Origin of the sequence: Aphanothece microscopica RSMan92 (assembly GCF_046613545.2) — a bacterium.
GTDB lineage: Bacteria > Cyanobacteriota > Cyanobacteriia > PCC-6307 > Cyanobiaceae > NIES-981.
On the sequence record NZ_JBKKKY020000008.1, the window covers coordinates 14,915 to 34,989 of the forward strand.

Below are 20,075 nucleotides of genomic sequence, written 5' to 3' on the forward strand. Positions count from 1 at the left end.
CGAACTCAGCCGTCCAGGGTCAGCTGACGCAGGGCCTCCAGCTGCCAGTGGCGGCAATGGGCCGGGGACGAGCGGTAGAAGGCATCCCAGGCGGCGGCCTTGTGGGCCCCGTACTCCTCATCGCTCACCTCGGGATGGCGCTGCTGCCAGCCCACCCGCACGGCGTGGCCGATGACGACGTCCAGGGCCAGGTCATCCTCGAAGGACACCTGGGGATTGGCTCCCGCGAAGGCCATCAGGGTGATCAGGGTCTCGGTGCAGAGCTGGCGGTATTCCGGAGCCTCGATCTTGCTGAGCAGATGCTCGATCAGCGAGGCGAAGTTCCGCTCTCCCGGCGTCTTCTCGCTCAGCAGGGGCCCGCTGGCCAGCCGGTTGCGCTTCTCCAGCTTGTCGCCGATGACGATGCCGCGGCAGTGGTGGAGCAGTTCCCAGATGCCGGCGTAGAAGTCCCGCGGCACCTGGCCCAGGGCCCCGAGGCGCACCCGGTGCTGAAGCCAGCAGTTGCCGCTGGGCAGTTCCTCCAGCGGGGGCGGGACACTCCAGTGCACCCGCCCGCTGACGTGGAGCTGCTCCTTGCGTTTCAGGGAGGCCTTGGCATGCTCCACGTCCGCGAGCAGGGCCTGCAGGCGGCGACGGATCGCGTGGGGGGGCTGGCCGCAGAGCGCTTCGAAGGCCTCGCTCGGACTGAGGTCGTCTTCGGCGGCCAGTTCACTCGTCAGCAGCAGCAGCAACTGGCCGAGTTGCAGGGTGAGGCTGCCGCTGAGCAGGCGGGGTTCGTGGCGGGCCAGCCCATCGAGGGCCAGCAGCAGTTCCTGCTGCAACATCCATTCGCGGCTGTCCTCACCGCTGAACTGCCGGATCATCTCCGCGATCGCCGCGCTCCCCTGGGGTTCGGTGAGCAGGGAGTCGCGCGTGTAGTTGCGGCCCACCACCACCTGCCGCTGCCGCACCAGCAGGTCCGTCAGGGCATCCTCCAGCTGGGGGTGCACCAGCCCCAGGCAACCGGCCACCCGGCGCACCACATCCCAGTCCGTCTCGGCGAGGGCCCGGCGGTAGACCTCCTCCAGCAGGCTGCGCAGGGAGACGGCCTGCTGGCCATGGGGGCCGTGGAGCACCGCCTCGAGCCCGAGCCGACGGACCAGCTGCTCCAGCACCTCCCCCTGTTCCTCCAGGGAGGTGCTCTGCCAGAGCCGCTCGGCCAGCTCGCCGATGCTCAGATCGTCGCGCTCGAGTTCCTGTTCCTCGGCGGCGGAGAGGGGGGCCTGGCGGGTGCTCGCCAGCAGCGGCAGACCCGCGGCTTCAGAGGCCGGGGCGGCGGCGGTCGCCTGCGGCGGCAGGTCCACCCAGTGGGCCCGTTCGGCCAGCTCGTCCAGGCTGCCGAGCTGGACGGGGACTCCCTGCACATCGCCGGCCAGCAACTGGGCCCCCAGGGCGAAGAAGGGGGCGGGATCGCTGCGGAAGGTCGCCTCGGCCACCGGCACGAGCAGCAGCGGTGCGCCGGGACCGCGCCACTGCCGCTGCAGCATGCGCAACTCCGCTTCCACCGTGTCGACCAGCTGCTCCGGGTCATCGACCAGGTAGAAGGTGCCCTCCTCCAGCACGGCCGGAATGAAGGCGAGCCGCTCCTCTCCCGGGCCATCGGGCCGGGGGCCGCGGTACAGCCGCGCCGTGGCCAGGGTCTCCATCCGCACGGGCGGATGACCCGACAGCCCCAGCCGGGGGTTCGCGCCCACCTGGGCCAGACGCCGGGCCAGGGCCTGGGAACCCTGGATGCGAATGGTCTCACCCCCGGCCTCACGGCCGGTGGCGGCCTCCTCCTCGCCACCAGGGCTGACCATGGTGGTGGGCAGGCCCCCCTCCGCCAGTGCTGAGGCCACGGCTGCGCTGCCGGGCACCAGGGCCACGAGCACCTGGTCCGCCCGGGGCGGGGCCGGATGGCGCCGTCCGCAGGGATCGAGGTCGGCCGGGGTGATCAGGCCGGCCAGGAGCAGGTCGCCCAGCCAGGTGAGGCTCTGGGTCCACAGCAGGGGGACGTTCGGGTTGGGCTGGCGGGGCTGGCTGCCGGGTTGGCGCCGTTCCCGCTCCACGGCTTCCTGCGGCACCAGATAGAGCTCCGGGAGCAGCGGGATCCCCTCCACGACCAGGCTGACGCTGGCCAGCCGGCCCCGCCACTGGCGTGCCTCGTTCCAGCGCTCCTCGCAGCAGGCCGTCACCAGTTCATACGCCCAGAAGAGCGGCCACTCGCACTCGATGTGCTCGAACTGCGCCAGTTCCTCCCGCTCGTAGTGGAGGCGGGTGTGGTCCTCCACCACGGTCTGATGGCCGTCGCGGCGGAAGCGCTTGTACCCGTAGGCGCCGCCCAGCTCCGCCCGGATCTTGTTGCGGGTGCGCTCGGCCAGCTCCCGATCCTCCACCGCCCAGGCGGGATAGCCGATCACCGCCAGGCAGGCGGCATCCACCTCCTTGCTGCCCGATTCCCGGGGCAGGAGCCCCTGCAGGGCCCGGCGCAGGCGCACGATGGCGTCGTGGGGAATCACCAGGCAGCAACTGCCATCTCCGTGGGGGCCGTAGAGATCCAGCCCTTCCAGGGCTTCCAGCGCCGCCTTCACCATCCCGATCGAGCTGGCATTGCGCTCGGGCAGCCCGTGGTTGCCCTTGTCGCCCCGCTCCCAGATGCCGTAATCGGCGACCCGGTAGGCCCGGGCCACGTAGTACACCAGGTTCTGGACGAAATCGCACTCGTGCTGGCTCTGCACCACCACGAGGCCCGAGCGGGTCAGCTGGGCCAGCTGCAGCAGGAAGAGGGCGGTGGCATCCAGCTGGAGATGGCCCCAACCGTCGTCCGGCACCACCGGCGAGCCCGTGGCGGTGTCGAACTTGGCGTGCAGCGCATCCCCACGCTGCAGGCTGTGCTTGAACCGCTCCACCTTGGGGGCCTGGCGCAGCATGGCGTTCATCAGCCCCCGCATCAGCAGCAGGACCCGTTGCTCCAGCTCGAAGGCGCGGCGGCAGGGGCCCCGCAGCCGGCGATGGGCCAGGGCCAGCCCCCACACGCACTGGATCGCATAGACCCCGTCCCGGACCCAGGCATCCCCGTAGTTGCCATGCACGGTGTGGGCCGTGCTGGCGGGCAGCAGGCCGGTGATCGGATGCTGGCGGTCGATCACCACCTTCTGGATCTGCTGGTCCAGTTCCTGCAGCAGGGCCCAGGCCTGGTCACCCCCTGAGGCCTGCAGGGGGCTCGGTGCTGTCCGGACGAGCTCGGATGGGGGCATGGGCAAGGGAACGGGGCCTCCGTTCAGGGCCAGCCATAGATTCTCTCCCGCGGCGTCACCCTCCATGGCAGCGAAGGCAACCGAAGCGGGGCGCCCTCCCCTGCGCACCCAGGTGCTCTCCGTGCCGGTGGATGTCTGCCCGGACGTGAAGGCCGCCGCCCTGGCCCTCCACGCGGCCGGCGGCGGTCAGATCGTGACCCTCAATGCCGAGATGACGATGGCGGCCCGGGCCAACCCCGCTCTGGGCGCGGCGATCGACGCGGCCCAGCTGGTGATTCCGGATGGCGCCGGGGTCGTGTGGGCCCTCGGGCGTCAGGGGTTCAAGGTGCGCCGCAGCCCGGGGATCGAACTGGCCCACAGCCTGCTGTCCCATGCCGCCAGCCACGGCTGGCGGGTGGCGTTGGTGGGGGCGTCCCCCGAGGTGATGGAGCAGCTCACGGGAAGCCTGCGCCAGAGGATGCCCGAACTGGACCTGGTCTTCGCGCTGCATGGTTACCAGCCGCCTGAAGCCTGGCCTGCCCTGGAGGCCCGGCTCCTCGCCGCAGCCCCGGACCTGGTGCTGGTGGCGCTCGGGGTGCCCCGGCAGGAAGTCTGGATCCAGCACCTGGGGGGTCGGCGCGGGGGGCTCTGGATGGGCGTGGGAGGCAGCTTCGACGTCTGGGCAGGCGTCAAAAAAAGGGCCCCCGCCTGGATGGGAGCCCTGCAGATCGAATGGTTGTACCGGCTGATCCAGGAACCGAGCCGCTGGAGGCGGATGCTGGCGCTGCCGGCCTTTGCCTGGGACGTGATCCGAGCCGGCTGACGTTCCTCTCTGGCCTGCTGGTTTTCGAGCCGGTCAGCCTGCCCGGCACCCAGCCATCTCGGCGTCCGGGACCTGCCTTCCTGGTTCCTGGGGCGTTGGCCGGACGGGGAGGGACCGATCAGCGGAAGCCGACCGAGGCCTGCCAGACGAAGGCCAGCAGCAGGAAGAAGAAGGGAATGATCGGCAGAATGTCCACCAGGGGACCGAAGGCCTGGTAAGCCTCGGGCAGCTGGGCCAGGGTGTGGAACGAGGTGGTAGCCAGCAGCGCGGAGACGGCCATCCCTGCAAGTCAATCAGCGAGAGCCGGACGCTACCACGTGTGGGCGGCCGGGGAATCGGCTTCCCATGGAGCGAAATCCTCTGCAAAACAGCCTTCCCGGATCGCCTGGCCCATCGCGTTGCTGAACCGTTCCAGCTGGGTGATGTTGTGAAGGCTCAGCAGCGTCTTGGCCAGCATCTCCCCGGCCCGGATCAGGTGATGCAGGTAGGCCCGGCTATGGCCCGTGCAGGCCGGGCAGGGGCAGCCGGGATCCAGGGGGCTGTGGTCATGGCGGAAGCGGGCATTGCGGAGGTTCCAGCGCTCGCCACCCACCAGGGCGGTTCCATGGCGCCCCAGCCGGGTCGGCAGCACGCAGTCGAACAGATCGAAGCCCTCGGCCACCGCGAGGGCCATCTCCCGCAGGCTGCCGACCCCCATGAGGTAGTGGGGTTTCGGGTCGGGCAACAGCGGCCCCATCTGGCGCACGACGCGATGCATCGCCTCGACCGGTTCGCCCACGCTCACCCCGCCCACGGCGATGCCCGGCAGGTCCATCGCCGCCACCACCCGGGCAGACTCCTCCCTCAGTCGGGGGAAACACCCCCCTTGCACGATGCCGAAGAGGGCCTGGTCGCTCTTCTGGTGGCTGGCCACACAGCGCTCCAGCCAGGCATGGGTGCGGCGGCAGGCGGCGGCCACGTCCGCCTCGCTGGCCGGGAAGGGCGGGCACTGATCGAAGGCCATGGCCACGTCGGCCCCGAGGGCCATCTGAATGGCCATGGAGCGCTCCGGGGTGAGGGCGATCTGTCGCCCGTCGCGGGGCGAGCGAAACGTCACGCCCTCGTCATCGATCCGGTTGATGTCCCCCAGGCTGAACACCTGGAAACCGCCGGAATCCGTGAGCAGTGGGCCGGTCCACCCCATGAACCGGTGCAGGCCCCCGGCCTCGCGGACGATCTCCTCCCCGGGCTGGAGGTGCAGGTGGTAGGTGTTGGCCAGAACCATTTCGGCGCCGGTCCCCACCAGCTGCGCCGGCATCACCCCCTTGACCGTGGCCAGGGTGCCGACGGGCATGAAGCGCGGCGTGTGGACCGGGCCGTGGGGGGTATGAAAACAGCCGCAGCGGGCCCGGGTGCGTTCGCAGCGCGCCGTGATGGCGTAGCTGAAGGGTGGCGGTGGGAAGCTGATGGCGCCGCGCCGGTTCTGCTCCGACGCTAGAGGCCGTGTGTCCGTGTCCCGAGATGCCTGAGCTGGGATGAGGGGATCACCCGACTGGTTCCGGGATCTGGCTGGAGCCTGGGTCTTCTACACGGTGTTGCCGGCCTGGCCCCGGGTCAGGCCCAGCTTTGCCCGCATCGCGCGGTTCGCGCCCCTGATCGGTCTGGTGCTCGGCGGTCTGCAGGCCCTGCTCTGGCTGGGGACCGCCCGCTGGCTGCCCCTCGGCGCCCAGGTGGCCCTGGTGATGGCCCTGGGGCTGCTGCTGAGCGGTGGTCTGCATCACGATGGCGCCCTGGACACGGCCGATGGGCTGGCCGCCGGGCCGCGGGCCCTCGAGGCCATGGCGGACAGCCGCATCGGCGCCTCCGGGGTTCAGGCGGCCCTGCTGCTGGCGCTGCTGCGCGCCGCCGGGCTGTTGTCCCTGGCCGGGGCCGCACCGCTGGCCCTGGTGTGGGCAGGCTTCTGGGCGCGGCTCTCCCCGCTGGTGGCGATGCAGTGGTTCCCCTATCTGCGCGCCCGGCCGCAGGGAGGCGGAGGGACTGCCGCCTTCCATCGGGACCACTGGCGCGGCCTGGCGCGTGAGCTGCGGCCCGCCCTGCTGGCGCTGCCGGTGCCCGTGCTGCTCACCATCGCGGCGGGCGGACGGCCCTGGTCGGGCCTGGCCGTGCTGGGGCTCGCGCCGGCGGTGCTGGTGCCGCTGCGACTGGGCCGCCGCCTCGGCGGCCACAGCGGCGATACCTATGGGGCCTGCGTGGAATGGACGGAGTCTCTGGCCCTGCTGCTCATGGGCGCGGCTCTGCGGGCGGTGGCAGGGTGAGCCTGAAGCCGTTGCCCTGGGCGGGCAGGGTGGTGTCGATGGCGGCCGGCGGGCAGACCAGCTCCAGGTTCCCCCCCAGGTTGCGGGCCAGCTCCCGGGCGAGGGCGAGGCCCAGCCCCGTGCCCGGCAGATCGGCGCTGCTGCTGCCGCGCTCCCCCTTGGTGAAGATCCGCTCGCGCTCCTCGACGGCGATCGCAGGCCCTCCATCCCAGACCACCAGCTCCCAGCCGCCCTGGGGTTGGGGGCGGCAGTGCAGCCCCACGGCGGCGGCGGCGGGGCTGTAGCGGAAGGCGTTTTCCAGCAGGTTGGCCAGGATCTCCGCCACGGCGCCGCTGTCTCCCTGCCAGGTCGGCTGGACGTCCGGGCCGAACCACGGGCGGGACTGCAGGGCCGCCGTGGCGGCGGCCCGCTGCACCAGGGGCGTCAGCAGCGGGGGCAAGGGCTGGCCTGCTGCCCCCCCCAGGGTGGGGGGCAGCAGCAGCGGTGGGGGGGCGCCCGTGCCGGCCATGGCCCCTCCGCCGGCGTCCAGTCGGCTGATCGCCTCCACGTAGCGCTGCAGCTGGCGCTCCTCCGCCAGCAGGCCCTCCACCAGCGGGCGGTTGCGTTCGTCGGACTCCAGGCGCCGCAGCAGCAGCTGGCCGAAGGTGCGCAGGGCGGCCAGGGGATTGCGCAGTTGATGCAGCAGCACACCGAGCTGTTCCTGCTGGTGATGCAGCCGCTGCTGCAGCCGCTGCTGTTCCAGATCCAGGCACAGCCCTTCGGTGAGGCACAGCGCCACCGCCTGCAGGCGCTGGCGCAGGGGTTCGGGCCAGGGCAGCTCCAGGGTGTCCACCTGCAGGGCGCCCAGCAGCACCCCCTGATGCCTCAGGGGAAGCCAGCGCCGCCGCTCGGCGGGAGCCCGCAATGGACTGTCGACCGCGATCGCCGGCAGCGCCAGGCCGCCGGCCGGCCACTGGCCCACCGGAACCAGGCTGGGCCCTTCGCCCTCCCTTTCCCCCGGTTCGGTGACATAGACCACCAGGGACTGCACGTCGGGGCGGTCGGCGAACTGGGCCAGCTGGAACTTCAGCAGGCTCAGAAAGCCCTGGGAGACGGCCATGGGGCCTCCGAACCGGCCATCCCGGGAAATTTTCGCGGGATGCAGTGAAATCCGAGAAAAAGTCTTAAGATGTCCGTATCGACCAATACCTCGCGGGCCGCTCCCGGGCCGTGAGCTGTCGTCGCCACAGCCGGAGTTGCGCTTTCGCTCATCCGAGGCTACAGCAGTGGGAGGGCCACAGACTGGCCCGCTCAATCTGCTGGTCCCTGTCCGAATGGGCGGACCGGGATCTGACGACGGTGGCCCACTGCACCTGCGGTTCTCAGTCGGTTGGGCGTCGTTCGTGCTGGGTTCCCTTTGTCCCGGCTCCACTGCAGGCGGGTCCCCCCGTTCGCTCCTCCTCGTCCCCCTCCACCCTCCCGTCTCCGGGATCTGCCCCATGTCAAAGAAGCGCAAGCGGATCAGCCGCCGCCGTCTCGCCGGCCAGCGGGTGCTTGCCCACGTGGCCACCTTCAATCTGGAGACCGGCTCCCACAAGCCCGTCACAGCGGCCCGCCGCTACATCGCCGAGCAGGCGCTGGTGCCCCCGGCCATCCTCAACGTGCGCCGCAACGAACACACCACCGATCGCTTCTTCTGGGGCGAGAAGGGTCTGTTCAGCGCCCAGTACGCCGAAGAGAACCACTTCCTGTTCCCTTCCCTGCGTTCCATCGTCGACACGATCGGTGAGGACGTGCTGTTCGAAGGCATCGAGGCCCTCGCTTCCGATGACTGGGAAGAGATGGAGGAGTACGAGTACGCCTTCGTCTGAGCGCATCCGCTGCGCCTTCCAGGGGCGGACACCGTCCTGCCGGTTCCACCCTCCAGCCCCCCTGCCGTCAGGTCCAGGCCCGCCGGATGAAAGCCCTGATCGTCTCGAACAGGCTGCTGTCGATCGTGTGACCGCCAGGGAAGAGGTGCAGCTCGACGCCATGCCCCCCTGCGCTGAGGCGTTGACGCAGGTCCTCACTGGCTGCCACCGGCACCACCGGGTCCAGCTCGCCATGGGTGAGCAGGATCCGGCTCGTCTCTGGCCCCTGCACGGCTCCCGGTTGCCAGTCGGGGTGGGGGTAGCCGCTGCAGCCGACCAGGGCGGCCACAGGCAGGCCAGGCCCCCGCGTCCCCACATCGAGCGCCATGGCGGCCCCCTGGGAGAAGCCCAGCAGGACCGTGGCGCTCAGGGGGACCTCCGCATCCAGGGCGAGCAGGCGCCGCTGCAGGTCGGCGCGGGCGGCGGGCAGCTGCGGCCAGCCGGGCTGCTGAAGGTCGTACCACTGGCGCCCGATCCCGGCCGGATGGGGCAGCGGAGCCTGCAGGGCCACCACACCCACCTCGGGGCCCACCAGCAGGGCGCCGAGATCGAGCAGGTCATCGGCGTCGGCACCCCAGCCATGCAGCAGCACCAGCCGCTGGTCGCCGCGACGGGGACCCTGGCGAATCAGACCGGCGTCGGTCCCGTCGGTCGGTTGGGGGAACGGGGTGGGGGCCATCGTGGTCTCCGGGCGGCGGGGATGCTGCTGCGTAGGTTGGCCTGACAACCATCGCAGCTGCAGCCATGGCCCCCACGGCCCTCCTGAGCGTGTCCGAGAAGGAGGGGCTTGTGCCCCTGGCCCAGGGCCTGATCGAGGCAGGGTATCGGCTGATCTCCAGTGGTGGCACCGCCGCGGCGCTGCAGACCGCTGGCCTTGCCGTGACCAAGGTCGCGGAGCACACCGGGGCCCCCGAGATCCTGGGGGGGCGCGTCAAGACCCTCCACCCCCGCATCCACGGCGGCATCCTGGCGCGCCGCGACGAGCCTTCCCACCAGGCCGACCTGGACGCCCAGGGCATTGCCCCGATCGACGTGGTGGTGGTGAACCTCTACCCCTTCCGGGAGACGGTGGCCGATCCGTCGGTGGCCTTCGAGACCGCCATCGAAAACATCGACATCGGCGGGCCCGCCATGGTGCGGGCCGCTGCCAAGAACCATGCCGATGTGGCGGTGCTGACCAGCCCCGAGCAGTACCCGGCCTTCCTGGAGGCGCTCCGGGCCGGCCGCGTGGACCAGACCCTGCGCCGCCGCCTGGCCCTGGCGGCCTTCCGGCACACCGCGGAGTACGACGCCGCCATCAGCGCCTGGCTGGCCGGCCGGATCGAGCAGGAGCCCGCTGCCGGGCTGGCCGCCCCCCTGCGGCTTGAGCTGCCGGCCCGCCAGGCGCTCCGCTACGGCGAGAACCCCCACCAGCCGGCCACCTGGTACGGCGACCCCACGGCGGGATGGGGCGCGGCGCGGCAGCTGCAGGGCAAGGAGCTCAGCTACAACAACCTGATCGACCTGGAGGCCGCTCTGGCCACGGTGCGGGAATTCGGCTACGGCCCCTCGGCCCAGCCCGCCGCTGTGGTGGTCAAGCACACCAACCCCTGTGGGGTGGCCACGGGCAACGGCTGCTGCGATGCCCTCGGACGGGCGCTCGAGGCCGACCGCCTCTCGGCCTTCGGCGGCATCGTGGCGCTCAACACGCCGGTCGACGCCACGGCGGCGGCCCATCTCACCAGCCTGTTCCTGGAGTGTGTGGTCGCCCCGCGCTTCGAGGACGCCGCGCGGGAGCCGCTCGCGGCGAAGGCGAACCTCAGGCTGCTGGAACTGCCACCGGAGGCGATCGGGCGGGCCTCGCGTCAGCAGCTGCGCAGCGTGCTCGGGGGCGTGCTGGTGCAGGAGCTGGATGATCAACCGCCGGAACAGAGTGCCTGGCAGGTCGTCACGCAGCGGCCCCCGACGCCCCAGGAGCTGGAGGATCTGCGGTTCGCCTGGAAGCTGGTGCGCCACGTGCGCTCCAATGCCATCACCGTGGCCCGGGCCGGCCAGAGCCTGGGGATCGGCGCCGGCCAGATGAACCGGGTGGGTTCGGCCCGTCTGGCCCTCGAGGCCGCCGGTGCCCGCGCCGAGGGAGCGGTGCTGGCCAGTGATGGCTTCTTCCCCTTCGATGACACGGTGCGGCTGGCTGCCGGCTGCGGCATCAAGGCCGTGATTCAGCCCGGCGGCAGTGTGCGTGATGCCGATTCGATCCGGGCCTGTGACGAGCTGGGTCTGGCGATGGTGGTGACAGGCCGCCGCCACTTCCTGCACTGAACCTGCACTGAACCGGCTCGGGCCGAACCGGCGCCTGTCCCTGCCCAGTTGTAGTTTCGCAGGATCGCCCGAAGCCCCTCCCGGTCGCGCCATGCCCGAGTCGCTCGCCTACAACCTCAACTTCCTCCATCCCCTGATGATGTGGAGCCTGCTGGCCGTCTCCGGCTACGGCATGTTCCTGGGGATCAAGGCGAAGAAGACCCGCACCGCCGACGCCGAGACCCGCAAGCAGCTGATCAAGGGCAACTACGCCCGCCGTCACTTCCAGGTGGGCAGCATCCTGCTGGCCCTGCTGGTCTTCGGCACCTTCGGCGGCATGGCCGTCACCTACCTGAACAACGGCAAGTTGTTCGTGGGGCCCCACCTCCTCGTGGGCATCTCCATGACCTGCTTGATCGTGCTGGCGGCTTCGCTCACGCCGCTGATGCAGCAGGGCAATCTGATCGCCCGCAAGGCCCACGTCGGGCTCAACATGCTGATGGTCACCCTGTTTCTCTGGCAGGCCGTGAGCGGCATGCAGATCCTCAACAAGATCTGGGAGAACCGCCCCGCCTGAGTCCCTGCCGATGGGCCCCTTCAGAACTGGGCCCCTTCAGAACTGGGGCCCGTCAGAACTGGGGTCCGTCAGAACTGGGCCCGCCGCCGCGGCGGACAGTCGAGGCCATGGCTGGCGTGGAAGTCTTCCTGCACCTTCCAGGTGAGGCGACGGGAGATCTGGCGGACGATCTGGCGCAGCAGATGCTCGCCGCTGCTCTGCACCAGATTCTCAGGCAGCAGGGTGATCACGCCGGGCAAGCGGATCCACACGCTCAGGTCCAGTTCCCAGCGCACCAGGGTCAGCTCCTCGTCCTGGGCGGCGGCCGGGTCCAGGCGCAGGGAGGCCTGGAAGTCGACGTCATAGAGCCCCTCAAGACCCGAATCGGTGCCGGTTGCTCCGTTGGGCACCGTGACGATGCGGTAGATGCCCTGGCTCTGGGGGAGCAGCTCCAGGCCGATGGTGGGCTCCACCTCGAAACCGAAATTGCCGAAGCGACCGAGCGTGAGGCAGTACCCGTTGGCCCCCAGCGGTGTCACGGTCATCGGGCTGGCGCAGCGCCGGAACCAGCCCTCGTGGCTGTCGAGGTAACGGCCCACCGGTTCTGCCGCGGCCCGCATCTCCATCAGGTCGGCAAAGCTGCTGCGGTAGCACCGCACCCTCGGGTCGTCGGCGTGCCTCAGAGCCATGCCGGTGCTCGTGCCGGTACGCGTCGGTTCGGATCGAGCCGTCGACAGGGGGGTGGACGACAACAGCGGCGAACGCGACAACGGTGGGATGGGGACGGCGGGGAAACAACGGCTGGGGGGCCGTTGGGATGGAGCGGGGATCAGGGGGGTGGGGGTCCGATCCTGTCGTTGCCGTCCTCCCGGCCGGGCTGGCTGAAGCCTTACGTCAATGTAAAGCCCCGCTCCGGGGTGATTGGCAGTCCCTGCGACAACCCTGGCTCGAAGCCGTCGTCGTCGCGGCGGGGGCTCAGGCTTCGCTGAGCTGGATCAGCCGTTCGATCACGGCCTCCACGATCCGGTCGGGGGTCGAGGCGCCGGAGGTGATGCCAACCCGGATGGGACCCGCCGGCAGGAAGGGCTCCTCCACCTGCAGGTCGCCCCCGAGTGGCTTGTGCTCGATCCGGTTGCCGGGCCCGATCCGCTCGGGCGTGTCGACGTGGAAGGAGCGGATGTCCCGGCTGACGGCGATCTCCTGCAGGTGGGTGGTGTTGGAGGAGTTGTAGCCGCCGATGACGACCATCAGATCAAGGGGTTCATCCACCAGGGAGAACATGGCGTCCTGCCGCTCCTGGGTGGCGTCGCAGATCGTGTTGAAGGCCAGAAAGTGCTCCGTGAGGTCGGCCGGGCCGTAGCGCTGCAGCATGGTGCGCTCGACGAGGCGACCGATCTCCTCGGTCTCGCTCTTCAGCATGGTGGTCTGGTTGGCCACGCCCACCCGGATCAGATCGCGGTCAGGATCGAACCCTGGTGAGCAGGCCTTGGCGAAGCGGGCCATGAAGGCCTCGCGGGCCGCCTTTCGGGTGGCGGCATCGACATCGCGGGCTCCCAGAAGTACGTAATCGCAGACCTGCTGGGCTTCGGCCAGATCCAGCACCACCAGGTAGGTGCCCGCAAACGAACTGGTGGCCAGGGTCTCCTCGTGCAAGACCTTGCCGTGGATGATCGAGGTGAAGGCGTGCTTCTTGTGCTTCTCCACGGTGTTCCACACCTTGGAGACCCAGGGACAGGTGGTGTCGACGATGTGGCAGCCCCGTTCGTTCAGCAGCTGCATTTCCTGCACCGTGGCGCCGAAGGCGGGCAGGATCACCACGTCGCCACAGGCCACCTCGGAGAAGTCCTTCACCCCGCCGTCGACCTGGATGAACTGCACGTTCATCTCGCGCAGGTGGTCGTTGACGGAGGGGTTGTGGATGATCTCGTTGGTGATCCAGATCCGCTCGCTGGGGTAGTGGCGGCGGGTTTCGTAGGCCATGGCCACGGCCCGCTCCACGCCCCAGCAGAAGCCGAAGGCCTCGGCGAGCCGCACCGTGAGGCGTCCGCGCTGCAGTTCGTAGCCGTTGCTCCGCAACTTGGCGACCAGATCGCTCTGGTAGGCCTGCTCCAGGCTGCCGGCGACTTCCTCGCCCAGGCCGAACCCTCGGCGGTTGTAGCGATCCGAGTGGTGCAGGGAGCGCTTGAAGGCACGGGTATCCACGGCAGCGTTCCTGGCGGCAGGTGATGGCCTGAACTCTATGGGTGCCGGTGGGGCCGCGGCCGCGATCCCGGCTTGCGAGCGGCTGCTGCTGCTGCTGCCTTGCAACCTTCCTGTTGTTCAGACCTGTCGTCCAGAGGGTGTCGGTGCCTGGGTGGTCTGGAGCGGATCGGGCTGGCTGGCCAGGCTGGCTGGCTCGAGTGGCTGGATCGAGACGAGGAGCGTGCTTGGGAGCATCGGCGAACGGCCCGTTGCTGGTGCGGCGTTCCGCAGAGGCTTCAGGCAGCCAGTCCCGGGCCGTGAACAGTCAGCGATGCCTGTGGATGATGACGCCCCCCGTGCATCGATCGCGCGCGATCTTCAGCGCAATGCAGCGAATTCGGCATCGTCGTGTGGCGCTCTTGGTGTTGTGTCCCTGAGACTGTGCTGGGCACCTGAAGAAGCGACCATCGATTCTGTGGCATGGGGATGCTGTGGCCATTGGCGCCCTGAGGCCCTCGACAAGCGCTGCTGACCGCTGATGAGGATGTCAAGCTCCTCCGGCATTTCCGCCTCCATGCCCGTTCACCCAGGCTTTCCGATCCGGCTGCCGTCGTGGAGCGTGGAGCGGTGTTGCTCGCTGTGGCTCAGCGCCGGTTGTGTCGAGATCGGGCCGGCGAGGCTGCAGGGGTGAATGAGCCCACGATCGGCTGCACCACGGTGTGGGCGTTCGCCTTCGCGAGCCAAGGCTGAAGGGAGAACTTGATCGCCGTGAGGCCCAGCAGGCCAGCCATGACCGCGATGGCGGCCCTGGCGCGGCGGCTCAGACGATGCTGGCCGTGGCGCGTTCGCCATGGAACAGTCCCGCCTGTCGGGCACATCACGATCGGCCGCCCCATGTTCAGATCACATCCACTGTCCGAACGCCGCCAGCGGCACACATCGCCAGGGTCGGGTATTGCTGCGACGGGCTACCTGAAATGCGGTAGCCATGGCCGTGGGCCGCTGGTGGCGACAGGTCTTGAGCCCATGCATCCAGTGGTCTCGATCCAGGCGGCGATGGCCATTCGTGTGGAGTGATGTCTGATGGGGCTTCGTGATTGTCTGGCAATGCCATGAATTCCTAGGCTGGATCAGCCTTGCCGGGGCCAGGTGTGGCCGGACGGCAGCTTCCCTGCAATCAAGAGATGGATCCAGTGGCCCAGGGCGGCAAGTTTCGATGATCAGGCCCGCAGCGCAACTCTGTTCAGTTCCCGGTAGGTGAGTTCATTCATGTCCATCACTGCGGCCAATCGTTTTCTATGCGGATCTCCTCTTGCGAATCCAAGGATTGCCAGGTTTGTGGCGATTGTCCTGGCGCTTCTCCTTGAGGCCTCCGTGATTGTTCTGGTCAAGTTCAATCTGATGAGTCTGGAGGCCTCGGCCCTTGGGGTTTTCATTCGCGGCTTGCTTATGTCCACCGCATTGTCGAGCCTTCTCCTGCTGGCTCTGTGGTTTCTGGATCGACGCGAGAGGGAGTCGATCTGGCTGTATGCCGTGATGTTCCTCTGGGGGGCGTTGATTGCCACGGCTGTTGCTTCGCCACTGGATGCCTTGCTCTCCTCCAAGGCTGCGCATCTGCAACTGCTTCACGCGGGTGTTCTGAAGAAGTTATCGGAGAACTCAGGGCAGATTTTTCCCTTGCTGTTTTTGGCCCCCGCCATTCAGGAGCTGATCAAGGGGATTGGGGTGTTCGTGGCTTTCGTCATGCTGAAGTCAGAGTTTGATGGTGTGCGTGATGGGTTTGTCTACGGAGCGTTGGTTGGTATTGGCTTCAACCTGGTCGATTCTTCCTTCTACCTTGCCAACGCTTATGCCCAGACGGGCGTGGCGTCGTGGTGGCAGTATTTCGTCACCCATCACGCCCTGCTTGGCTTTGGGGGGCAGGCGCTTTATACCGGCTTGTTTGGAATGGGATTGGGCCTGGCCCGTCAGACAACACGCCCCTGGCTCAGAGTTGTGGCGCCTGTGACAGGCTGGTTCGCAGGATTGCTGGCCAACATCCTCGGCACGCTGATGGGCTGGTTGACGATCTTTCTGGCCGTTTCGATGGCAGCTCAAGGGCTGGTTCCCCCCTTCAGCCCTGGAGATCCTCTTGTCTCCAGTTCCTCCTTTTGGGCACTGCTGATTTCCGGGAGTTATCTGAGTTTCTTCTGGTCGTTCCCCTTTGTCGCCTTGGCCGGTCTGATGCTCTGGCAAAGCGGCGAGTGGGAACGCGGCGTGATTCGTGGAGAGTTGGCTGATGAGCTTGATCCGGTGATCACGCCAGCGGAATATCAGGCTGTTCTGGCGGATCGGATGTTGCGCACGCGACGGATCCCAGCTGTGAGCAGGTCGTTGTCCGCGGGCATCGTCAATGCCCAGAACGAGCTCGCCCTTCGGAAATGGCGGCTTCGTCACGATGGCAAGCCGCTTGAGGGGGACCCCCTGCTCGTCTCCTGGCGTGAGGAGTTGGCACGCCTGCGGGGGAGGGCATGAACGAGTACGCCTGCTGCTCTGAGTGCTTCTGGACGTTGAACGTGGAGATCTCCGGCCTCTGCCTGAAGGCCATTCGCAGCTGCTGAAGCCAAGCGACAGGACTGGCTCAGATGGGGGGTCACGCCGTCACGACGTGAACCCTCATCTGAGTGGTGCTCTGGGAACTGTCTTGCAATCAGCGGGCAGTCTGGCGATCAGCGGGCAGTCGGTGCGAAGTCCGGATAGGCTTCCATCCCGTGCTCACCAATGTCGAGACCTTCGATCTCTTCGGAATCGGTGACCCGGATTCCGTCGAAGATCACGGCAAGAATGTTCCAGAGAATGATGCCGGTGAGGATGGCCTCCACCGCGATCGCCAGCACGCCGACAACTTGAATACCCAGCTGTCGGAGGCCATGGCCGTAGAAGAGCCCATGGTTCCTGGCAAAAAGGCCGACGGCCAGCGTGCCCCAGATGCCGTTGGTGCCATGCACCGACCAGGCACCGACGGGATCGTCAATCCTGAGCTTGTCGATCCAGCCGACCGAGAAGACCACCAGGGTTCCCCCGATGAACCCCACGATCCATGAGGCACCCAGGGGAATGTCGTTACACCCTGCGGTGATCGACACCAGGCCGGCCAGAATGCCGTTGATGATCATCGAGAGGTCGGGCTTGCCGCCGGTGATCTGCGAAAACATGGCGGCGGCGATGCCACCGGCAGCTGCCGAGAGTGTGGTGGTGACGCAGATGTAGGGAACGTTCTGGTTCATGGCGAGCTCGGATCCACCATTGAAGCCGTACCAGCAGATCCAGAGAATCAGGGCCCCGAGTGTGGCGATGGAGAGATTGTGTCCGGGGATGGCAACGGCACGACCATCGACGAACTTGCCGATGCGGGGTCCGAGAATGATCGCGCCCACCAGTCCACCCCAGGCTCCCATGCTGTGCACCGCGGTGCTGCCGGCGAAATCCAGGAAGCCGATCTGTTTGAGCCACCCGCCAGAATTCCAGATCCAGGCGGAACCCAGTGGGTAGATGATTCCGCGCTTGATGGCTGAAAAGATAACAAACGGCATAAACTTGATCCGTTCGGCCACCATTCCCGACACGATGGTGGCCGAGGTGCCGGCAAATGCGGCCTGGAATAGGAAGTCAACCGTCGGTACAAGGGCGCCATCCTTGATCATTTCAGCGGTCACGGTTGGGTCGAAGAAGAGCCCCTTCAGAAACACCCAGCCGGGCACGACAGCGTCCCCATACATCAGCGAATAGCCGATCAGCCAGTAGGAGGAGACAGCTACTCCGAAGACAATCAGATTCTTGGTGAGGATGTTGACGGCGTTCTTCGAGCGGCAGAGGCCGGTCTCCACCATGGCAAAGCCGGCGTTCATGAAGATCACCAGAATCGCCCCGATCAGCACCCACATGTTGTTGGCCACGAAGGCGGGGGTGAGCTCGGGAAGATCAGCCGCGTGGGCTGCCAGGGTGAAGACACCAAGGCCGAACAGCGCCACGGGAACGCAGGCCAGCCAGCTCAGCTGGCTGGCCCTGATCCATCTCCTGAAACGGTCCGTGAGCAGGGCTGCTGTTTCGAGCAGGCTGGCGTCTCTGAGGCGGCGCCGACTCCGGTGGGTGATGGCACCTGATGCCGCTGATGCAAGGGTCATGGAGTGCTCCAGGAGATGGGTTCGTTGCTGTAACGGATTGGGTTCGGAAAGTGGCTCTCCAGTACAACGAACCATCAACCTCTCTCTGGCCGGGGGCCGAGCCGGTTGCGTTTGCTACAGAAGTGGCGATTCCTGCCCGGGTTGCTCTGGCCGGCCGGCCTTCGGCTCGACGGCCGCCAATCCCAGCCAGCTGATGCCATCCGCCTCGAACTGGTAGCGACAGGGGAGAACTTCCACGCCCATCGCCAGGGCCTGCCGGAACAGCTCGCCGTAGTGCGGATCGGCGGAATCACCCGGCGCGAAGCGCCGGACGTCGGCTCGGCTCAGGCAGGGCACGAGAACGGGCCGTGCCTGCGGGAGCAGTCCCATCAGTTCCCGCAGGTGCTTCTGCCCCCTTTCGGTCACCGTGTCGGGGAAGAGCGCCAGATCGCCTTGGCTCCAGGTGGTGTTCTTCACCTCCACATAGATGGGCCGTGGATCCGGGGCGCCCGCGGCGGGGCTGAGCAGCAGGTCGATGCGGCTGCGCCGCCCCTCGCCGTAGGGCACCTCGGCCCGGATGGCGCCGATCGGACCGAGCTGGGGTTCGAGGCAGCCCGCCTCGATCGTGGCCCGCACCAACCGGTTGGGCAGCGCGGTGTTGATGCCCACCCAGATCGGCGCGCCCTGGGCCCCCGGCACCTCGGCCTGCTCCCAGGTCCAGGCCAGCTTGCGGCTGGGGGAGGGGGCATGGCGCAGCCGTACCCGCCCGCCGGGATGGAGCACCCCGGTCATCGGACCGGTGTTGGGACAGTGGGCCGTCACCACCTCGCCTCCGTCGAGGGCGACATCGGCCAGAAACCGCTTGTAGCGCCTCAGCAGCACGCCCTCCACGAGGGGGCCGAGCTCCAGAATCGGTTGGGCCATCGGGCTCGCCTCGGTGGGAGCTGGGGAGGTATGCCCGCCATACTGCCGCTCGAGCTCACGGGCCAGGGGGCCCGGCCGGATGCCCCAATCCCTGCGTCGCATCGCCCTGATCGTGGCCATCGCCACGGCGATCAGCAAGGTGGCCGGTCTCGTGCGCCAGCAGGTGATCGCCGCCGCCTTCGGGGTCGGCGCCGCCTACGACGCCTACAACTACGCCTATGTTCTCCCCGGCTTTCTGCTGATCCTGCTGGGGGGGATCAACGGCCCGTTCCACAGCGCGATGGTGAGCGTGCTGGCCCGGCGGCCGCGGGAGCAGGGGGCCCATGTGCTCGCGGCCATCAACACCCTGGTGGGGGTCGCCCTGCTGGGCGTGACCCTGCTGCTGCTGGTGGCGGCGGATCCCCTGATCACCCTGGTCGGGCCCGGGCTGGATGCCGAGCGCCATGCCATCGCCGTGGTGGAGCTGCGCTGGATGGCGCCGATGGCGCTGTTCGCCGGCCTGATCGGTCTCGGCTTCGGGGCCCTCAATGCGGCCGACGAGTTCTGGCTGCCCTCGGTGAGTCCGCTGCTCTCGAGCGTCGCGGTCATCGTCGGTCTGGGCATCCTGTGGTGGCAGCTGGGGGCCGCGATCGCCCTTCCCGAGTACGCGCTGATCGGCGGGGTGGTGCTGGCGGCCAGCACCACGGCGGGAGCCCTGCTGCAGTGGCTGATCCAGCTTCCGGCGCTCGCACGGCAGGGCCTGCACCGGTTCCGCCTGGTGTGGGACTGGAAGGACGACGGCGTGCAGGAGGTGCTCAAGGTGATGGGGCCCGCCACCCTCTCCTCGGGCATGCTCCAGATCAACGTGTTCGTGTCGCTGTTCTTCGCCTCGGGGATCCCGGCGGCGGCGGCGGGCCTGGGCTACGCCAACCTGCTGGTGCAGACCCCCCTGGGGCTGATCTCCAATGCCCTGCTGGTGCCGCTGCTGCCGGTGTACTCCAGGCTGACGGGGCCCGAGGACCGGCCTGAGCTGATCGCGCGCATCCGCCAGGGGCTGATGCTCTCCAATGCCTCGATGCTGCCGCTGGGGGCGCTGATGACGGCCCTGGCCGTGCCGATCGTGGCCCTCATCTATGAGCGAGGCGCCTTCGATGCCGGTGCCGCCACCCTGGTGGGCCAGCTTCTGATGGCCTACGGCATCGGCATGCCGGCGTACCTGGGGCGGGACGTGCTCGTGCGGGTGTTCTACGCCCTCGGGGACGGCGTCACCCCCTTCCGCTGGTCCCTGGCGGGCATCGGCCTCAACGCCCTCTTCTGCTGGGCCTTTGTCGGTGGCCCCACCCCCTGGAACGCGCAGCTGTTGCCGATGCTCTACTGCGGTGCCGCTGGGCTCGTGCTGGCGACCGTGGCGGTCAACCTGATCACCTGCGCCGGCCTGCTGCTGGCGCTGCATGGGCGCCTGGACGGCCTGCCGCTGCTGCGCTGGGGGCGGGACACCGGCCTGCTGCTGCTGGCGGCCGTGGCCGGTGCCCTGGTGGCCTGGGCGCTGGCCGGCCTGATCGGCTGGCCCAGCGGGCTGGTCGGACGTCTGTTCCAGACCGGCCTCAGCAGTGCTGCTGGCCTGGTCCTCTATGCGGTGCTCGCCCATGCCGCCGGGGTGCCGGAAGCCCGGCACGTGGTGCAGCAGCTGACGCGTCGGCTGCCGCGCTTCAACCGCTAGCGGCGCGCCAGCCGCAGAAGGGGGCCGGCCCCAGGG

The 20,075-nt window shown here is 68.5% G+C and carries 17 protein-coding genes; 7 read left to right on the forward strand and 10 right to left on the reverse strand.

Annotation, left to right across the window (positions count from 1 at the left end; genetic code table 11):
* Window positions 1-5: 5 nt before the first annotated feature.
* Window positions 6-3,275: a glycoside hydrolase family 15 protein gene (locus ACLD7X_RS03585; protein WP_411422093.1), complete on the reverse strand. Its 3,270-nt coding sequence runs from the start codon at window positions 3,273-3,275 to the stop codon at window positions 6-8.
* 64 nt (window positions 3,276-3,339) lie between these two features.
* Here ACLD7X_RS03585 and ACLD7X_RS03590 point away from each other — a divergent pair, with 64 nt between their 5' ends.
* A complete protein-coding gene (locus tag ACLD7X_RS03590; protein WP_411422094.1) occupies window positions 3,340-4,077 on the forward strand; it encodes a WecB/TagA/CpsF family glycosyltransferase in 738 nt (245 codons plus the stop codon).
* A 118-nt stretch (window positions 4,078-4,195) separates the two neighbouring features.
* On the opposite strand, the gene ACLD7X_RS03595 is transcribed toward ACLD7X_RS03590, so the two are convergent.
* Window positions 4,196-4,357: a photosystem II reaction center protein K gene (locus ACLD7X_RS03595; RefSeq protein ID WP_411422095.1), complete on the reverse strand. Its 162-nt coding sequence runs from the start codon at window positions 4,355-4,357 to the stop codon at window positions 4,196-4,198.
* A gap of 30 nt (window positions 4,358-4,387) precedes the next feature.
* Window positions 4,388-5,524, reverse strand: coding sequence for a tRNA guanosine(34) transglycosylase Tgt (gene tgt / locus ACLD7X_RS03600; RefSeq protein ID WP_411422157.1), 1,137 nt, complete (start codon window positions 5,522-5,524; stop codon window positions 4,388-4,390).
* A 67-nt stretch (window positions 5,525-5,591) separates the two neighbouring features.
* On the opposite strand from tgt, the gene ACLD7X_RS03605 reads away from it, so the two are divergent.
* Complete coding sequence (locus ACLD7X_RS03605) at window positions 5,592-6,371, forward strand: adenosylcobinamide-GDP ribazoletransferase (protein ID WP_411422096.1); 780 nt, start codon at window positions 5,592-5,594, stop codon at window positions 6,369-6,371.
* Here ACLD7X_RS03605 and ACLD7X_RS03610 read toward each other — a convergent pair.
* Complete coding sequence (locus tag ACLD7X_RS03610; protein ID WP_411422097.1) at window positions 6,337-7,470, reverse strand: sensor histidine kinase; 1,134 nt, start codon at window positions 7,468-7,470, stop codon at window positions 6,337-6,339. The genes ACLD7X_RS03605 and ACLD7X_RS03610 overlap by 35 nt on opposite strands.
* Window positions 7,471-7,849: 379 nt before the next feature.
* Between ACLD7X_RS03610 and ACLD7X_RS03615 the strand changes: the two genes are divergently transcribed.
* Window positions 7,850-8,221, forward strand: coding sequence for a DUF3155 domain-containing protein (locus ACLD7X_RS03615; protein ID WP_411422158.1), 372 nt, complete (start codon window positions 7,850-7,852; stop codon window positions 8,219-8,221).
* Between the two features lie 67 nt (window positions 8,222-8,288).
* On the opposite strand, the gene ACLD7X_RS03620 is transcribed toward ACLD7X_RS03615, so the two are convergent.
* Window positions 8,289-8,939, reverse strand: a complete 651-nt coding sequence (locus ACLD7X_RS03620; RefSeq protein WP_412007158.1) for an alpha/beta hydrolase — start codon at window positions 8,937-8,939, stop codon at window positions 8,289-8,291.
* 65 nt (window positions 8,940-9,004) lie between these two features.
* Between ACLD7X_RS03620 and purH the strand changes: the two genes are divergently transcribed.
* Together purH and ACLD7X_RS03630 are read left to right on the forward strand one after the other, a co-directional pair.
* Complete coding sequence (gene purH, locus ACLD7X_RS03625) at window positions 9,005-10,558, forward strand: bifunctional phosphoribosylaminoimidazolecarboxamide formyltransferase/IMP cyclohydrolase (protein ID WP_411422099.1); 1,554 nt, start codon at window positions 9,005-9,007, stop codon at window positions 10,556-10,558.
* Between the two features lie 91 nt (window positions 10,559-10,649).
* Window positions 10,650-11,114: a DUF4079 domain-containing protein gene (locus ACLD7X_RS03630; RefSeq protein ID WP_411422100.1), complete on the forward strand. Its 465-nt coding sequence runs from the start codon at window positions 10,650-10,652 to the stop codon at window positions 11,112-11,114.
* A 68-nt stretch (window positions 11,115-11,182) separates the two neighbouring features.
* Here ACLD7X_RS03630 and ACLD7X_RS03635 read toward each other — a convergent pair whose 3' ends face one another.
* From ACLD7X_RS03635 to ACLD7X_RS03645, 3 genes are all read right to left on the reverse strand, one after another.
* Window positions 11,183-11,863 (reverse strand): DUF1997 domain-containing protein, encoded by a 681-nt coding sequence (locus tag ACLD7X_RS03635; RefSeq protein ID WP_425625064.1) that lies wholly within the window; start codon window positions 11,861-11,863, stop codon window positions 11,183-11,185.
* A gap of 205 nt (window positions 11,864-12,068) precedes the next feature.
* A complete protein-coding gene (locus ACLD7X_RS03640; RefSeq protein WP_411422102.1) occupies window positions 12,069-13,295 on the reverse strand; it encodes a 4-hydroxy-3-methylbut-2-enyl diphosphate reductase in 1,227 nt (408 codons plus the stop codon).
* A 623-nt stretch (window positions 13,296-13,918) separates the two neighbouring features.
* On the reverse strand, window positions 13,919-14,065 hold the full coding sequence (locus ACLD7X_RS03645) for a hypothetical protein (protein WP_412007159.1): 147 nt from the start codon (window positions 14,063-14,065) through the stop codon (window positions 13,919-13,921).
* 478 nt (window positions 14,066-14,543) lie between these two features.
* Between ACLD7X_RS03645 and ACLD7X_RS03650 the strand changes: the two genes are divergently transcribed.
* Window positions 14,544-15,788, forward strand: coding sequence for a PrsW family intramembrane metalloprotease (locus ACLD7X_RS03650; protein WP_411422103.1), 1,245 nt, complete (start codon window positions 14,544-14,546; stop codon window positions 15,786-15,788).
* 194 nt (window positions 15,789-15,982) lie between these two features.
* On the opposite strand, the gene ACLD7X_RS03655 is transcribed toward ACLD7X_RS03650, so the two are convergent.
* The gene (locus ACLD7X_RS03655; RefSeq protein WP_412007160.1) at window positions 15,983-17,284 is read right to left on the reverse strand and encodes an ammonium transporter; all 1,302 of its coding nucleotides are present in this window, start codon (window positions 17,282-17,284) and stop codon (window positions 15,983-15,985) included.
* Window positions 17,285-17,551: 267 nt separating this feature from the next.
* Window positions 17,552-18,340 (reverse strand): DNA/RNA nuclease SfsA, encoded by a 789-nt coding sequence (gene sfsA / locus ACLD7X_RS03660; RefSeq protein WP_411422105.1) that lies wholly within the window; start codon window positions 18,338-18,340, stop codon window positions 17,552-17,554.
* A 79-nt stretch (window positions 18,341-18,419) separates the two neighbouring features.
* On the opposite strand from sfsA, the gene murJ reads away from it, so the two are divergent.
* Complete coding sequence (murJ, locus tag ACLD7X_RS03665) at window positions 18,420-20,039, forward strand: murein biosynthesis integral membrane protein MurJ (protein ID WP_425625066.1); 1,620 nt, start codon at window positions 18,420-18,422, stop codon at window positions 20,037-20,039.
* The last annotated feature ends 36 nt before the right edge of the window (window positions 20,040-20,075 follow it).

What these genes read in the sequence shown, in the direction of transcription:
- ACLD7X_RS03650 (WP_411422103.1), top strand. Translation starts at nt 14,544, where the DNA reads ATGTCCATCACTGCGGCCAATCGTTTTCTATGCGGATCTCCTCTTGCG.
- ACLD7X_RS03630 (WP_411422100.1), top strand. Translation starts at nt 10,650, where the DNA reads ATGCCCGAGTCGCTCGCCTACAACCTCAACTTCCTCCATCCCCTGATG.
- sfsA (WP_411422105.1), bottom strand. Translation starts at nt 18,340, where the DNA reads ATGGCCCAACCGATTCTGGAGCTCGGCCCCCTCGTGGAGGGCGTGCTG.
- ACLD7X_RS03645 (WP_412007159.1), bottom strand. Translation starts at nt 14,065, where the DNA reads ATGGCTGGCCTGCTGGGCCTCACGGCGATCAAGTTCTCCCTTCAGCCT.
- ACLD7X_RS03585 (WP_411422093.1), bottom strand. Translation starts at nt 3,275, where the DNA reads ATGCCCCCATCCGAGCTCGTCCGGACAGCACCGAGCCCCCTGCAGGCC.
- ACLD7X_RS03620 (WP_412007158.1), bottom strand. Translation starts at nt 8,939, where the DNA reads ATGGCCCCCACCCCGTTCCCCCAACCGACCGACGGGACCGACGCCGGT.
- murJ (WP_425625066.1), top strand. Translation starts at nt 18,420, where the DNA reads ATGCCCCAATCCCTGCGTCGCATCGCCCTGATCGTGGCCATCGCCACG.
- ACLD7X_RS03605 (WP_411422096.1), top strand. Translation starts at nt 5,592, where the DNA reads ATGAGGGGATCACCCGACTGGTTCCGGGATCTGGCTGGAGCCTGGGTC.
- ACLD7X_RS03615 (WP_411422158.1), top strand. Translation starts at nt 7,850, where the DNA reads ATGTCAAAGAAGCGCAAGCGGATCAGCCGCCGCCGTCTCGCCGGCCAG.
- ACLD7X_RS03610 (WP_411422097.1), bottom strand. Translation starts at nt 7,470, where the DNA reads ATGGCCGTCTCCCAGGGCTTTCTGAGCCTGCTGAAGTTCCAGCTGGCC.
- purH (WP_411422099.1), top strand. Translation starts at nt 9,005, where the DNA reads ATGGCCCCCACGGCCCTCCTGAGCGTGTCCGAGAAGGAGGGGCTTGTG.
- ACLD7X_RS03595 (WP_411422095.1), bottom strand. Translation starts at nt 4,357, where the DNA reads ATGGCCGTCTCCGCGCTGCTGGCTACCACCTCGTTCCACACCCTGGCC.
- ACLD7X_RS03590 (WP_411422094.1), top strand. Translation starts at nt 3,340, where the DNA reads ATGGCAGCGAAGGCAACCGAAGCGGGGCGCCCTCCCCTGCGCACCCAG.